Raw genomic sequence first — 14,374 nt, forward strand, 5'->3', positions numbered from 1 at the left:
AATGGATTTGTCCGCCGACCGTTGGAGAAACATCACACCCGCCGAGCGCCATACGCTGGCGCGGCATCTGGCCAGCGAGCTCCCGTCCGGCTTCGTATTCGACCGCGTTGCCACCTTTCGCCTGGGCGAGCGACAACAGGACGTGGCTCTCTACAGAAACGGCGGCGCAAGCTTCGCGCTGTTGCCAGGCGGCGTCGTGACAGTCGGATACGATCCAAACAAAGCATGGGAGCCGAGCCCGGATGAGCTGGAGAGCTGGCAAGGCTCAGCCGAGGAATACGGGATCGAAGGCACGATCGGGGACTATATTGGCAAAGTCACGCTGCCGCTTCGATGCGTAAGGCTTGCGCCGCTGCTCATGGAAACGACTGCCAGCGAACTCGGCTGGGACAGGATTGGCCTCGATGATCCTGAAGTCAAAGCCATCCTGCGCGAGCATGGCGATCGCACCAACATTACCGTCGTCGGAGGGCGCGACGATGCGAAAACACGCGTTCACAGGGACGAGAAAGGACGGCTAACCGCGGAACACTCGATCCCACGCACCCATGCGCAGCTGGCGGAGGAGCTCGCTAAGAGCGGCTTTCGGTTTCCGAGTTCAGATGAGTGGGAATATGCCTGCGGTGCTGGCTCGCAGACGTTGTTCCGCTGGGGCGATCATGTCCCTTGCGACCGTTACCCGACGGACATCAGTCCGGAGGAGGCCGCCTGGCGCAGAGAATGGGCTCTGTCTGGAGGCAATCTTTCGCCACCCGCCGAAAAGTTCGTCTCCGACTGGACCTGCCATTGGCAGCCGAACGCCTTTGGCCTGCTGATCGCTTCAGATCCTTACAAATACGAGCTGGTTGCTGAAATCGGCATGACTCGCGGTGGCGATGGCGGCACGATGGTCTGCGGCGGCGTGGGCTTTTTCATGGGCTGGTTGACCCTCGCCACCGCCTACTTCGAGGACAATTCGTGCAAGCACGACCCTGCGGAGTCGATCTCGCCGGGATACACAATCGGGCGGCGCGTATTGGAATTGCGCTGAGCTCTAACGCGCGGCATACGCGACCCAGCCACGAAACGTGAAGCCGGTATAAAACAAACTCACATCGGTGAAGCCTGCGTCGCGCAGGATCGCCTCGTCCTGCTCGGGTGCGAGGATCGGCAGCTGTGCAGCGATGGCTGTACGTGCATTCGTAGCACTCGCGGGATCGACGCCCGAAGAGATCGCAAAGGAGGCGTAGCGCGATAGCCAAAGCGCACGCTCCGGCTCGCCTTGCGGAAAGCTGAGATGCGCGACGACCAACGGCGCGCCGGGTTTCAATCGACGCCGAATTTCCCGCACCGTACGCAGTCGCTCTTCGGGCGCAACGAAGTGAAGGGTCAGCAGACAGGTCGCCGCATCGAAGGGACCTTCGGGTGCGACATCGATGTAGCCTGGATGTAACCGCACTCGAGGTACGAGCGGGCCGAGCGTCGCCTCGGCGAGTTTCAGCATTGCGGCGGAAGGATCGATTCCATCGAACTGCCAGCCGGGCTGGCTCTCCGCAAACACCTTCAATTCCAGGCCGCCGCCCGCGCCAACCACCAACACTCGTGCATCCTGGGGAGCCCGCTCGGCGATTAGCAGCCTGGCCATACGCTGCAGATCGGCGAAGCCTGGCACGAGACGCGGCGGCCCTTCCGCATATCGCGACACAGCTTCGGGATCTGCAAAGACGTCGGAGGGCTTACTCATGGGTACTTTTCGCAGATTTACCGAGGTGATTCAACACCGCCAATTGCCAACCTGCGCTCGCCCGAGTAGGCTTCGCCTCCTTCCATTCACCAACCCAGGAGAGGTCCAGAGAACTATGACTGTGCGAACCGCGATCTCCGCCGGGTTGATGCTGCACGCCCGCTAGACGAGCGAGCTTTTGCGTTCACCCCGGCGCTGTTACGCCCGTTCCTCGGACGAGGAGCGGATGGCATCGCGTTTCTGTGGGGTTCTCGCATGGCTTCTTTGTCACACCTTGGCTGGCGCTCGTTTCATTCTCAGCAACTGACGCTCGAAGATCTGGAAACCGCTCATCCCGCACGCGTGAGCAGCGTGCATCGGAGCGGTCTGGTGGTGATTTCGGAACAGGGCACGATCAACGTCACCGTTCCGCCCCGCTTGCTCGACACTCTGGAGCTGCCCATCACCGTGGGCGACTGGGTGCTCGTCGAGCACGCGGCGCCGCGCGTCCAACGCGTGATCGCGCCGTATTCCGTGATCAAACGTCACGCAGCCGGCACCGATCGTCGGCTGCAAACAATCGCAGCGAATCTGGACACGCTGTTCGTAGTCACGTCATGTAACGACGACTTCAATCCGTCGCGCCTGGAGCGATACCTCGCCGTGGCGTTCGAAGCGCAGGTCGAACCCGTGATCGTGATCACGAAGGCCGACCAGTGCGACAGTCCCGAACCGTTCATCGACGAGGCGAACGCATTGGGAACGACGGCCGCGGCGATCGCCGTCAATGCAATGGATACGACGACGGTGGCAGTGCTCGAGCAATGGCTGCAACCCGGTCAGACCGTCGCATTCGTCGGCTCGTCCGGCGTCGGCAAATCCACGCTGGTCAACACCCTTACTGGAAACACTCAACAAGCGACCGGCGGCATTCGCGAGGACGACAGCAAAGGCCGCCACACGACGACGTCGAGAGAGATGTTTGCTCTCGACAGCGGCGCGTGGGTCATCGACACACCGGGCATGCGGGAGCTGAAGATCGGCGCCGTCGAGGCCGGTCTGCGAACGGTGTTCGACAACATCGAAACGCTCGCAGCTCAATGCCGCTTCCGCGATTGCAAGCATGACTCGGAAGCGGGCTGCGCAGTGCTCGCGGCCGTCGCCGCCGGGCAACTCGACGCTCGGCGCCTGGCGAGCTATCACAAATTGCAACGCGAGGCCGCGCTGGCGGGAATGAGCACCCACGAGCGTCGTGCCCGCGACCGCAGTTTCGGCCGGATCACGTCATCGGCGCTGAAAGTGAAGGAGAAAAACAAGCGCTGAATTGCATGTCTATTACCGACACCGGAGCGAGGCAATGCACCTTCATTGCCTCGTTCAGGAACCCGCCGCTCGGCGGCGGGTTACATACCAGTCCAGGCTTCGAGGTGAGTGCACATGATCGATCAAGGGCAGGCGCTGGAGCTCAAGACTCGCTTGCGAGACCGGGCAGAGCAGCTGCGCGTCGACTTGCAGCGGGAGCGGGCGAAGTCGCTCGAAGAGACCCCTGGGAACGTGGCGGAACGCGCTCGGGATGCCGAGGACGACTCGTTCGCGACGCTGGTCGTCGATACCAATCTGACGGAGATCGAGCGCGACGTGGACGAGCTGCGGATGATCGACTCGGCACTGCAGCGGATCAACGCGGGCACGTATGGAACTTGCGTGGACTGCGGCAGGGAGATTCCGATCAAGCGCCTGCAGGCGGAGCCAACGGCCGAGCGCGATGTGGAATGTCAGGAGCTCTACGAGAAGACGCACGCCTCGGCACGCACGCCGAGCCTCTGACGATCGCGAGAGCCGATGTTACTTCGGCTCTCGATCCGGATACTCCTCCAGCACCCTCGCAACGATCTCGCGCGTCTCGTCCTCGTTCGGCTCGGACTTGAGGAATGAAGCATCGAGCGAGCCGCTCCACACTTGCGCATTCTTCGCTGTGTCGACGATGTCGATAGTGAAGGTGCCCGCTTGCTCGCTGCGCTTGCCAATCGGCAGCGTGACGCCGATGCCGCCACCGACACCGCCGGAACCGCCGCCCACACCCACGCCGACGCCGGGTTTGTTTACGGGCCGCTCATGGATGTCGAGCGCATACGTGACGCGACAGTCGCCTTTCTCGGCAGCTTGGGCATAGCCCTTCTCCTTGAGTTGCGACATCACCTCGCTCTTCACGCGCTGCTCGGTGAGGGTCGCGGGTTGCTGCTCCGTCGGCAGCCATTCGAACGATTGGCAATTCGGCAGGCCGCTCTCCGCCATATCGACCCGCACTTTCGACGGAGCCGTGGCCGTGCAGCCCGCGAGCAATGTCGCACCCAGCAGCAAACCCGAAGATACAGCGACAGTCTTCATAAGCAGCCTCAAGGATCGTACTCGTAATGCCACGGCTCGTAAGGCGATTGCAGTGGCCCGCGGAAGTTACTGTCCGCCATCGCCGCCTGCAATTTCTTCGTCCACCCCGGCGCATCCCAATTGCGCTTGACCGTGGCGGTTTCGGTAGGCGCCACAAGGGCGCCGTCCTTCATGATCTGAAAATCGATGGCCCGCAGCTGGCCGTGTCGAGAAATCCCCGGCGCGGCGAGCGGCGCGGCCGTCGGGGGCCGCCAGCGGGTCAAGAATGATTTGAAACGCTCGACAGCGTCGGCTTGATCCGGTGAGCCATAGGCAGATTTGCCAATCTCGGCGAGCGCCTGCTTATGCAGCGACGCGGCCACTCTGCCGACGGATGCATTCGTATTGAAACGAACGATTTGCAGCTCGAGGCTGCGCGCCTCGGTGTTGGCGTACAGCGTGTAACCCGGATTCTGCGACTCGAAACGGGCTCGAACCTTCTCGGTCTCGGCGAGCAGTGCGCGATACTCCGGTGAGCGCGCGTGCTTTTCGATCTCGTCCGCCGTCCAGCTCCAGCGCGAACGCAAAGTGTCGCCGGCTCGCAGATAAGAGCGCGCCGCCAGCAATCGGCGCGGCGTCCCGTCGATTTGTTTCAAGGCCGCGGCAGTTTTCTCGGGCAGACTGTCCGCGATGTGCGTCAGATATTCATCGAGCGCGTCGTCGGCCGACGCGAACGTCGTCTGCAACGGCGCAAGCAGCAAGGCGACAATCGCTACGATGCCGATGCGCCTCGCCACTCACAGCGCTCCGCAACTCACAGCGACGGCGTCACCGTCGAGGGAGTCTCGGCTTCCTTTTCGATGACGATGGAGCCCTTCAGCACCAGCGCGGCGATCGCGCCGATGGCCGCGAGCTGCGGCGCGAGCAGCGTGCCCACGACGCCCAGCGTCAAAGGAATATCGATCAATACGCGGCCCTCCTCGTTCTTGATGATCACGCGACGGACGTTGCCGGCGCGGATGATCTCCTTGATCTTGGCGAGCAGCGTATCGCCGCTGAACTGAAATTCTTCTGAACGCGGCGGCTCGTTACGGGTGGAATGCGTCTCGGTCATGGCAGTGCCTCCGGGAATGGTCATCCGATCAGCTCCTTCAACTTGGTATGCCCCGTGCGCGACATGGGCAGCTTGCTGCCGTCCGACAGGATGGCCAGCCAGCTGTCCTTGCCGTACAGATCGATCCGCGCCAGGCGTTCCACGTTCAGGATGAACGAACGGTGGATACGCACGAAACGCGTGGGATCCAGCTGAGTTTCCAGGTCGCTCATGGTCTGCTGCTTGCGCAGCCGCTTGCCGGCGGCCGCGAACGACAGGTAATCGTCCTGGGCTTCGATGAAATCGATCCGTTCCAGGGGCAGCACGTGCACGCGCCCCTCGTGACGGATCAGAATGCGCTCCAGCGTGCGCCCGGGCGGGCGGGCCGACGCCGACAATTGCTCCGGCGACGGCGCGGGCGTTTTGTTTCGCAAGCGCTCGGCGGCACGCTCGACAGCCGCGGCCAAACGCGGCGGCTCGACGGGCTTCAACAAATAGTCGACCGCATGCACCTCGAAGGCGCGTAATGCGTACTCGTCGAACGCTGTGCTGAATATGACGGCGGGGGCGCGCTCGCCCAACAGCTCCAGCACTTCGAAGCCGGACAGCTTCGGCATCTGGATGTCCAGAAACATCAGATCGGGATTCAGCTCCTCGGCCAGCTTCACCGCCTCGAAGCCGTTCGCCGCCTGCCCCACGATTTCGATGTCCGGCAACTTGACCAGGTGCTCGGCCAGGATGGAACGGGCCAGGGTTTCGTCATCGACGATCAGGACACGCACGGGAGATTCCTTTAAGACGTTGCATGGGTGCTGACGGCCGGCAGCAGGATCGAAACTCGAAACGCGGTCTCGCTGGCATCGACATCGACGCTGGCGCGATGACCGCACAATGTTTCCACGCGCGAGCGCACGTTGACCAGGCCGACGCCGGTGCTGCGCGAAGGCGGCCGATCGGGATCGCAGGGATTCGCGACCACCAGCTCCAGAAAACCTTCCCGGCGACGGGCCTGCACGCAGACTTCACCGCCTTCGAGCATGTGCGCAACGCCGTGGTGAACCGCATTCTCCACCAGAGGCTGCAACATCAGCGGCGGCACCGCCACTTCCCTCACGTCGTCGGCGATGTCGAAACTGGCGCGCAACCGATCGCCGAAGCGCACCTTCTCGATGGCAAGAAAAGTTTCGGCCAGCGACACTTCCTCGGCCAGCGGAATTGCCTGCTGGCGCGCCAGCGTCAGACTCTTGCGAAAGAACGTCGCCATCAGAAAACACATTTGCCGCGCGGCCTGGGTGTCGTTGCCGATCAACGCCGCCACCGAGTTCAAGCTGTTGAACAGGAAATGCGGATCGAGCTGCGCCCGCAGCGATTTCAGCTCGGCTTCGCGCGCCAGGACCTGCAGCTCCAGTGCGCGCCGTTCCGCATTCCGTGAACGTTGAAATGCACCGGCGAGATAGTGACCGAGCACCGCGAGCGACATGCCGATGGCGCCCGCGAATACCAGCAACGGCAGCAGCCCCGCCGCCGACTCCGGGTAAACCTCACCTTCTGGCAACAGCCACATCGCCCACGCGGACGCGATGGCGATCCAAACGATCAACGACACCAGCCCTGCGATCGCCCACGTCGTGACCAGGCGTGCGACCGGCGTGTCGTCGGGCGGCATGGCCTGCACGACGTACCAGAACGACAACGATTGCAGGCCGAGCACGATCGCTACCGGCACCGCGAACTCCAGCGACCAGGCCACGGGCGCGTTGCCGCCGAACACGAACACGACGGTCAGCAACAGGCCGAACACTACCCACACGCCGAGATACAGCAGCAGGCGGCCGCGGTGTTTGAAGATCGGATGCATTAATTTTTGATCTCGACGCCGGCCATCACCACCATGCCTTTGACGACCAGATGTTTGGTCGGCACGACACTGGTGGGGCGTCGCTTGTCGATGAACCCGGCCAGCAACGTCGTGACTTCGCTGGTCACGGTCCAGTCCGGCGGCACATAGATTTCCACGCCGCCCCAGAATGCAAACACTTCGATCACGGCGCTGTCGCCTTCCATGCGGGCGCTGGTCAGATCCAGTTTGATGCCGCCCATGATGGCATTCAGATCGGCGCCGCGAAACGGCCGCGACACCGGCCGGAGCTCGTGACCCGAGAGCATCGCGAACGAGCGCACGAATTCAGCGCTGTCGCTGGCCTGCGCACTGCCGAAGCTGAAGCCCTGATTCGTGTTATTCGTCTGATTCGTGCCGTTGGTGCTGGCGGTGCCGTTGATGTTTGGCGTGCCGGTCGATGAGGTCGTGGAATCGGGCCCGCTGGGCGGACCGCTCAACGAACGAAACACCAGCACGCCGCCGACGAACAGCAATATGCCGGGCAATATCAGCTGGCCGAGACTGACGTGGATCCAGCCGATCTTGTCGGCGAAGATCCAGAAGCCCACCGTGACCAGCACCCAGCCCCACGCGCGACTGCGTTTGTGTTGGGGATGACGGATCATCGCGACGCCGACCGCGACCAGCGCCAGCGGCCACAGGCTGCGCAAGATATGACGCGCTTCGAACCAACCGAGATTGTCGGCGAGCAGCGTGCCGCCGAGCAGGATGATGAGCAGCCCGACGATCAGCCGGGTCGAGAACATCTCGTGACGGGGGCTCGGTTGCTGCGCCGGGCGCGGCGGGTGCAACGGCCAATCCTCGTCCTGCTTCCGATTCGGATCGTCTCCTGGCGGGACCTGGTTCATGACACACCATTGCCCGACGGGCCGTTTCCCGAAGGCGGCAGCCGATCTTCATGCCGATGCAGGATGAAGCCCAGGCCCGCGGCGATCACGAAGATCGGCCAGGCGCCGGACCAGCCCAGCCCCCACCAGTTATTGAAGCCCATCAAGCAGTACAGACCGATGGCCATGATCCAGACACCGCCAACGCGGTCCATGTGCCGGCTCGGCACGATCAGGCCCCACCCGCCGATCAGGAACAGCGCCCACGGCAAGTATTGCCACCAGCCCCACGGCAACCCGTAGCCCAGGTTGACTGCCAGCAGCAGCCCACCCATCACGAGCAGGAAAATGCCCAGCACCAGCCGGGAGCGGCGCGGCCGTTGCTGTGCGGATAAATCGTTCATCGAGTGACTCCAGCCGTGAGCGCCCTGGATACAGGCCCGACGACGGGCACGAGGCCCTGAAGATGACGGGGGCGCTGACGGACTAACGACCATGGGCTCCGAAACTAAGTCCTGCCGCAGAGGGTTACCAGCAACTACCGGTGAACGGCGGATACGCGCCGGTAGGTGAGCGCGGATGTCTTTTCGTGGCGACTTAACGTCGCCGCGAACCGCGCGAACGCCGGGACACGGATGTACCGGCTGGCCGAGGATCCAGGGATGGCTGGTACAGCAGACTTGTTAAGATCTCCGCCCATGAAAAGCGCATCATGGATCGGTCGGGCCCGCTCGTGGCCATTGCTCGCGGTGTTGCTGCTCTCGGCGTGCGCCAGCTCGCCTCCGCAACAGGGCTCCTCCAATGCCCGGCCCGCCCCAGAACGCAGCGACGCGGATCAGATGGCCGCCACCGCTCTGGCGCTCTGGGGCACGAACGCCAGCACTAACGGCTCGCAGGCGCTGTCGCAGATTCAGCAAGCGACGCAGGCCGCGCCGGAGCGGCCCGAACTGCTGTGGTTACATTTGCGACTTTGCACGGAAGTGCCCGGCTGCGAGCCCCAGCCCATCGAAGCGCGCTTGCGCAAGCTCGATCCGGGCAGCGGCGCCGTGTGGCTGGGACCGCTCGCGCGAGCGCAGGCGCGCCGTGATGCACGAGCAGAAGCGCAGATTCTCGAGATGATGAGCAAAGCGGCGCACTTCAATGTTTATTGGACGACGCTCGTTGCGAAGCTCAGTCCTCCGTTGAGCCGCACGCCCGTCGCAACGTCCGCCGCGCAACCCGTCCCGACGCCGCTGACCAATGCGATGAATTCAACGATAGGCTGGTTGTCCTCGCTCGCGATTCCCGCGTTTCGCGCAGCGACTCAAGCGTGCGATGAACAACATGTGCGCGAGCCAGAGACTCGCGTGCGTTGTCAGCAAGTGGCTCAGGCATTGCAGAAGAGCGATACGACTTTGGCCGAGGGGATGGGATTGGGCATCGAGCAGCGCCTGGCGATTCCGGACTCTGCCAGTGCGATGCAAGTGACGGACAAGATCCAGACGGTGCGCCATCAGAGCCGGGCGGCCGCCGCCGTCGTGGCGGCGCAAGTGGAGAAAGAGAAATTCTCCGAGCAGCAGCTCAAGCTGATGGAGCAGCTGAAGAAGGAACAGGATGTGTCGCGGGCGATCTTGCGGTGGGCCGGTCAGCCGCTGACGCCCTGACGTCGTCGGCCGGCGATTCGCGGCCCCCTCTTCGGAAGGTTTACTTTTATTTTTTCCCCTGCGGGGGGCTTTCGGAAGGAGCCGCGGCCGCGAAGCGGCCAGCGATCTCGTTGAGCACATTCCCCGAAGGGGGAAAATAACCTGCTGCCGCGTTATGCGGCCGCGGCCTGCTTCTGCTCCGGCTCGCCGAGGGCTTTCGCCAAATCGCCCAGCAGGGCGGCGAGCTCGCCGGTCATCAGGGTGAAATCGATGTCGAACTGCTCGCCGGGATTCGCCGACTCGCCTTCCGCCGGCGTGTCCTTATCCATCAGCAGGAATTCGACTTTCTTCACGTGCAGCTTCTCGTTCAGCACGAACGAGACCCGATCCTTCCACGTCAGGCCGAGGCGCGTAGCAAACATACCGCCAGTGATCTGCGCGCGGATTTCCTTGCCGTCGAGCGGGTGACGCACGTAGCGAATCACCGGCTTGCTCTGATCCGCCGCCTGCAATTCGCAATCGTCATCGATGGTGAACGTGACGGGCGCATCGCCCAGCGCCAACCATGCAGTCATTGCCGACGCCGGCGAGCGCTCCGTTTCCAGCAGCGTGACCTGCAAGCTGCCCAGCGTGTCTCGCAACGTCTCGACCAGCTCTTCGGCTTTGCCTTCGCTGGACGCATTGACGACCAGCCAGCCGTGCGCCGGATCGATCCACGCATGCGTGATGCGTTTACGCGTCAACGCCCGACCGCGCAGCTCCTCGGTGACGCGCATCTTCAATTCGCGCATCTGACGACGGCCGACCGGGTAGCCCTGCTCCTTGGCGATCTCCTTGGCGCGATCGGTGGCGACCTGGCGGATGATGGAGCCGGGCAATAACTTCTGATCGACGCCGAGCGCGATCAGGTGCTGGCCGTTAACCGTGTGGACGTAGCGCTCCAGGTCGCTGGAGAACACCCAGCCCTTGCTCTGCATGTCGAAGCTGCCGCACGGCATGAGCGAGCGCGCGGCGAGCTTCTCTTCCAGCTCAGTCGCGGAGACAGAGAAGTCGTCGGGCAGGCGATAGACGATGAGATTCTTGAACCACATGGGCGGGCGCCGGCGCAAAACGGCGGAGTATACGTGGCGTACGCCGTCCGACCAGTCCTTGATTTTCCGGAAAATCTCCTGCCTCGATCCCCGATCCGGCCAGGCGCGAATATCGACGGCTATCGCGTTCAATCAGAACGGAATCGCCGAATTCGTGGGTCCGATAGCCGGCGCTCTCCAGCGCGTCATCCGCGCGAAGCAGCGCAGCTTTGTCGGCGAATGCTTGCAGCAACTCGTAATGGCTGGTCCCGGGCTCGTGCGTACCGGACAGAATCACGTCGACCACGCGCAGCTGCGTCTCGGCCCCGATCCGTAGGTTCGCGACGCTCTCGCCGGCCGCGACCGAGCCGAAAGTCGCGGCGCTGTGCTCCAGCGCCCGCACGACAGTCGTGCCGATCGCGACGATCCGCCGCCCCTCGCACAACGCGGCCGCAATCGCCTCTTCGGTCGCGACCGGAATCCGGTACGGCTCATCGAACGGCAGCATGCGATCCAGCTCCGGATCGCCCGTGGAAGAAATGCCCGCCGCGTGCGTGAGCGTCGCGAACTCGATGCCTCGCGCCTCGAAGTCCGCGAGCATCTGCCAGTCGAGCACAAAGCCGGCGGACGGTGGCTCATAGGCCACCGGCGTGCCCGCAATCGATGTCCAAACATCCCACAGCGACAGTGGCTCGCTGAGATGAGCGTATTGAATGGGACGACCGTGCGTGGCCAGGCCTCGCCACAACTCATCGACCTCAGCTTCGAAACGCAGCGCTAGCAGTCGCGGATGACCGAGAACGCGTTCGACACGCGCGCTCAACGAGCCCAGCTCGAGCTCATCGCCCGCCTCGAACACAGGCGGCGGCGGCCGATCTTCTGTGCGCGTGCGAAAGTCACCGGCCCCGAATGCCACGGCAATGAATCGCTGCACATCTCGATGAGCCAGCGATGGTTTCCCTGCGAGCCTCACCTCGATGCTTCGTCCAGTGCGCGCGTGCACGCCCTGCAAACTCGCCGGCAGCGTCGCTGCGTCATTCGCAATCACCAGATCGCCAGGACGCAGCAGGTTCACAAACTGCGAGCGCGGCGCATGACGGATCGCGCCGTGCGCGTCGACATACAACAAACGCGCAGTCGCGGGACGTTGAGTGGGACGATTGGCTGGCATCATGAGGCGTTTCTCAGCGCCGGGCGCGCCGGCAGCAAGTCACAAATGGTTTCCGCAAGCTCGTATGCTGATTGGGCCGGTTGCTTGAGCGTCGACGGATCGGCGTCAGGCAAAGCAGCCGCATGCATCGGCGTATCCATATCGCCTGGATCGAGCGCGATGAATCGCACCCCTTGCGCAGAGATCTCTTCGTTCCAGATGCGCGTCATATGGGCCAGTGCAGCTTTGCTAGCGCCATAAGCGCCCCACTGCGGGTAGGCGTTGACAGCCGCATCGCTGGAAATGTTCAACACCACCGAGCCTTTGCCTTCACGCGCGGAAGCAGCGAGCGAGCCGAGCAGCGCCTTCGTCAATCGGAACGGGCCGAGCACGTTCGTTACCAGCGCGCGCTCGAAATCCTCGCACTGAGTGTCACCGAGCAAGCTCAGCGGCACCGGCCCCAGATCGGACGCGTTGTTGATGAGTACATCGAGCCCGCCCAATCGGCCGGTGACTTGCAGCGCGATACGGTGAATGTCGTGCTTGTTCGAAACATCGCCGACGATGCCGTGCGCGGACGCTTCCGCCGCCACGGCAGCAACGCGAGTTGGCGTGCGAGCGATCAGAGCAACCTGTGCTCCGCGACGCGTAAGCTCTCTGACCAGCGCCAGGCCGAGCCCCGAGGTGCCGCCAGTGATCGCGACTCGTACGCCATGCAAGTGACGCGGAGTTTCGGACTGTCGTTGAGTTTGCATAGGGCCTCCTTCGATGACAGCATCTTAGGGACCCGCAGAAACTAGCCAACCGTCGTGTCCACTATATTGGCAAGCGGTAGCAAGCATGGACAAAGCATTTAAATACTCGGGATCGGGCATCCTGCCACGACTCTCGTGCGAGTCGGCAAAAGGCGTGACTTTTGCCTCTCGCCGCCGCAAGCGGCGGAGTACATCCATGTACCCAGGGCTGTAACACCATGGATAAACCTGAATTGGTGGCCGAACACCTCGCCCGCAATCTCGTCGCCTTTCGCCAGGTGCGCAATCTCACGCAAGGCGCGCTGGCGAAGAGCGCCGACGTGCCGCGCTCCACCATTGCCAATCTGGAATCGAGCAACGGTAATCCGTCGCTCACGGTGTTGGTCAAGGTTGCCAATGCGTTGGGTGTGCCGCTCGATGAACTGCTCGCGTCGCCACGAGCGAAGGTTCGGAAGTGGTCGAGCGAGGAGATGGCGTCACAGAACGCCGGACGTGGCGTCGCTATTCGCTCGTTGATCCCGGAGCGCGTGCCGGATGAAGTGCTCCAGGTGATGGATTTCGCGCCGGGCGCATCGATGCGAGGCTCGCCTCACTTGCCCGGCACGCGAGAATTTTTTACGTGCCTGTCAGGGCACGTGACGATCTTCGTCGCCGGCGACCGCTTCGATCTCGCCGCCGGCGATGTGCTTGCCTTTCCCGGCAACGTGCCGCATTCGTACAGGAACACCGACGCGAATCGGCCCGCGCAGGGCGTCTCGGCCGTGCTGTTCGCTAGAGCGGGCGTATAAATGCAGCTCGCCGATGACTCCCTAAGCGTCAGCGACTTTCAACACCAGCTTGCCGAAGTTCTCGCCGCTGAACAATTTCAGCAGCGTCTCCGGGAATGTTTCCAACCCGCTGACGATATCCTCACGCGTCTTGAGCTGCCCGCTCTTCAGCCAACCCGCCATCTCCCGCCCCGCTTCGGGATAACGATCGGCGTAATCGAACACGACCATGCCGGTCATGCTGGCGCGATTGACCAGCAACGACATGTAATTCGACGGCCCCTTCACACCCGTAGTGCTGTTGTACTGTGAGATCGCCCCGCAAATGACGATGCGCGCCTTGCGGGCCAACTGCGTGAGCACGATATCGAGAATGTCGCCGCCGACGTTGTCGAAATAAACATCGACGCCTTTGGGGCAATGCTGGCGCAGCGCCTTCTTCACATCGTCGGACTTGTAATCGATGGCGGCGTCGAAGCCGAGCGTTTGCGTGAGGTAATCGCACTTCTGCTTGCCACCCGCAATGCCGACGACGCGACAACCTTTGATCTTCGCGATCTGACCGACGACGGTGCCCACCGCACCGGCCGCCCCTGAAACAACGACCGTCTCGCCTGGCTGCGGCTTGCCGATATCGAGCAAGCCGAAATAGGCGGTCATCCCCGGCATGCCGAGCGTGCCGAGATAAACCGGCAGCGGCGCGACCGAAGGATCGACCTTGCTCAATCCTTTGCCGTCGAGCGTCGCGTATTCCTGGATGCCGAGCGTGCCGTACACGAAATCGCCGGCATTGAACTTGGGATGTTTGGACTCGACGACTTTGCCTACGCCGCCGGCGCGCATGACTTCGCCGAGGGCCACGGGTGGAATGTATGACTTGCCCTCATTCATCCAGCCGCGCATCGCCGGGTCGAGCGACAGATATAACGTCTTCACCAGTACTTCATTGTCGCCAGGCGAGCGCACCGGTTCTTCGACGTAGTTGAAGTCGGTGCGCTTCACCGCACCTACCGGCCGGGCTGCCAGACGGAACTGATGATTGCGAAGAGTCATGCGGCCTCCGAGCGTCGTTGCTGGAGGCAAGCATAAGGGATGTGGCCGCGAAAAATCGCGGCCCACAT

The 14,374-nt window shown here is 63.0% G+C and carries 17 protein-coding genes; 5 read left to right on the forward strand and 12 right to left on the reverse strand.

From position 1 onward, the window contains the following. The first annotated feature begins 1 nt into the window (after position 1). Positions 2 to 1,030, forward strand: coding sequence for a hypothetical protein (locus GYH35_RS30415; protein ID WP_161810020.1), 1,029 nt, complete (start codon positions 2 to 4; stop codon positions 1,028 to 1,030). 3 nt (positions 1,031 to 1,033) lie between these two features. On the opposite strand, the gene GYH35_RS30420 is transcribed toward GYH35_RS30415, so the two are convergent. After that, on the reverse strand, positions 1,034 to 1,723 hold the full coding sequence (locus GYH35_RS30420) for a class I SAM-dependent methyltransferase (RefSeq protein ID WP_161830382.1): 690 nt from the start codon (positions 1,721 to 1,723) through the stop codon (positions 1,034 to 1,036). Positions 1,724 to 1,978: 255 nt separating this feature from the next. Between GYH35_RS30420 and rsgA the strand changes: the two genes are divergently transcribed. Further along, positions 1,979 to 3,025 (forward strand): ribosome small subunit-dependent GTPase A, encoded by a 1,047-nt coding sequence (gene rsgA, locus GYH35_RS30425; RefSeq protein ID WP_161830383.1) that lies wholly within the window; start codon positions 1,979 to 1,981, stop codon positions 3,023 to 3,025. 114 nt (positions 3,026 to 3,139) lie between these two features. After that, entirely contained in the window at positions 3,140 to 3,529 is a 390-nt protein-coding gene (locus GYH35_RS30430) for a TraR/DksA family transcriptional regulator (RefSeq protein WP_161810023.1), read from the forward strand. Positions 3,530 to 3,547: 18 nt separating this feature from the next. On the opposite strand, the gene GYH35_RS30435 is transcribed toward GYH35_RS30430, so the two are convergent. The 7 genes from GYH35_RS30435 to GYH35_RS30465 are packed head-to-tail and all read right to left on the reverse strand — an operon-like array spanning position 3,548 to position 8,293. Beyond that, positions 3,548 to 4,090, reverse strand: a complete 543-nt coding sequence (locus tag GYH35_RS30435) for a DUF4136 domain-containing protein (protein WP_161830384.1) — start codon at positions 4,088 to 4,090, stop codon at positions 3,548 to 3,550. An 8-nt stretch (positions 4,091 to 4,098) separates the two neighbouring features. Further along, on the reverse strand, positions 4,099 to 4,866 hold the full coding sequence (locus GYH35_RS30440; RefSeq protein WP_161830385.1) for a hypothetical protein: 768 nt from the start codon (positions 4,864 to 4,866) through the stop codon (positions 4,099 to 4,101). Positions 4,867 to 4,883: 17 nt separating this feature from the next. Further along, a complete protein-coding gene (locus GYH35_RS30445; RefSeq protein WP_161810026.1) occupies positions 4,884 to 5,207 on the reverse strand; it encodes a DUF4342 domain-containing protein in 324 nt (107 codons plus the stop codon). Continuing rightward, entirely contained in the window at positions 5,204 to 5,944 is a 741-nt protein-coding gene (locus GYH35_RS30450; protein ID WP_161810027.1) for a LytR/AlgR family response regulator transcription factor, read from the reverse strand. Before GYH35_RS30450 ends, GYH35_RS30445 begins: the two co-directional genes overlap by 4 nt. 11 nt (positions 5,945 to 5,955) lie before the next feature. Further along, positions 5,956 to 7,020: a sensor histidine kinase gene (locus GYH35_RS30455; protein WP_161810028.1), complete on the reverse strand. Its 1,065-nt coding sequence runs from the start codon at positions 7,018 to 7,020 to the stop codon at positions 5,956 to 5,958. Further along, positions 7,020 to 7,910 (reverse strand): LiaF transmembrane domain-containing protein, encoded by an 891-nt coding sequence (locus GYH35_RS30460; protein ID WP_161830386.1) that lies wholly within the window; start codon positions 7,908 to 7,910, stop codon positions 7,020 to 7,022. The genes GYH35_RS30455 and GYH35_RS30460 overlap by 1 nt, the downstream gene beginning before the upstream one ends. Further along, positions 7,907 to 8,293, reverse strand: a complete 387-nt coding sequence (locus GYH35_RS30465) for a LiaF transmembrane domain-containing protein (protein ID WP_161830387.1) — start codon at positions 8,291 to 8,293, stop codon at positions 7,907 to 7,909. Before GYH35_RS30465 ends, GYH35_RS30460 begins: the two co-directional genes overlap by 4 nt. A 294-nt stretch (positions 8,294 to 8,587) precedes the next feature. Between GYH35_RS30465 and GYH35_RS30470 the strand changes: the two genes are divergently transcribed. After that, positions 8,588 to 9,532: a hypothetical protein gene (locus tag GYH35_RS30470; RefSeq protein ID WP_161830388.1), complete on the forward strand. Its 945-nt coding sequence runs from the start codon at positions 8,588 to 8,590 to the stop codon at positions 9,530 to 9,532. A gap of 152 nt (positions 9,533 to 9,684) precedes the next feature. On the opposite strand, the gene GYH35_RS30475 is transcribed toward GYH35_RS30470, so the two are convergent. Genes GYH35_RS30475 through GYH35_RS30485 form a run of 3 tightly spaced genes read right to left on the reverse strand, consistent with a single transcriptional unit; the run spans position 9,685 to position 12,486 of the window. Further along, on the reverse strand, positions 9,685 to 10,602 hold the full coding sequence (locus tag GYH35_RS30475; protein ID WP_161810032.1) for a recombination-associated protein RdgC: 918 nt from the start codon (positions 10,600 to 10,602) through the stop codon (positions 9,685 to 9,687). After that, entirely contained in the window at positions 10,541 to 11,755 is a 1,215-nt protein-coding gene (locus tag GYH35_RS30480; RefSeq protein WP_161830389.1) for an S-adenosylmethionine:tRNA ribosyltransferase-isomerase, read from the reverse strand. The genes GYH35_RS30475 and GYH35_RS30480 overlap by 62 nt, the downstream gene beginning before the upstream one ends. Next, on the reverse strand, positions 11,752 to 12,486 hold the full coding sequence (locus tag GYH35_RS30485) for an SDR family oxidoreductase (protein WP_161830390.1): 735 nt from the start codon (positions 12,484 to 12,486) through the stop codon (positions 11,752 to 11,754). The genes GYH35_RS30480 and GYH35_RS30485 overlap by 4 nt, the downstream gene beginning before the upstream one ends. Before the next feature lie 218 nt (positions 12,487 to 12,704). Between GYH35_RS30485 and GYH35_RS30490 the strand changes: the two genes are divergently transcribed. Then, positions 12,705 to 13,274 (forward strand): helix-turn-helix domain-containing protein, encoded by a 570-nt coding sequence (locus GYH35_RS30490; RefSeq protein ID WP_161810035.1) that lies wholly within the window; start codon positions 12,705 to 12,707, stop codon positions 13,272 to 13,274. 21 nt (positions 13,275 to 13,295) lie between these two features. Here the strand turns inward: GYH35_RS30490 and GYH35_RS30495 are convergent, their stop codons facing one another. After that, on the reverse strand, positions 13,296 to 14,306 hold the full coding sequence (locus GYH35_RS30495) for an NADP-dependent oxidoreductase (RefSeq protein ID WP_161830391.1): 1,011 nt from the start codon (positions 14,304 to 14,306) through the stop codon (positions 13,296 to 13,298). Positions 14,307 to 14,374 lie beyond the last annotated feature (68 nt).

It is taken from the genome of Steroidobacter agaridevorans, assembly GCF_009932555.1.
In the GTDB taxonomy this organism is placed as follows: domain Bacteria; phylum Pseudomonadota; class Gammaproteobacteria; order Steroidobacterales; family Steroidobacteraceae; genus Steroidobacter; species Steroidobacter agaridevorans.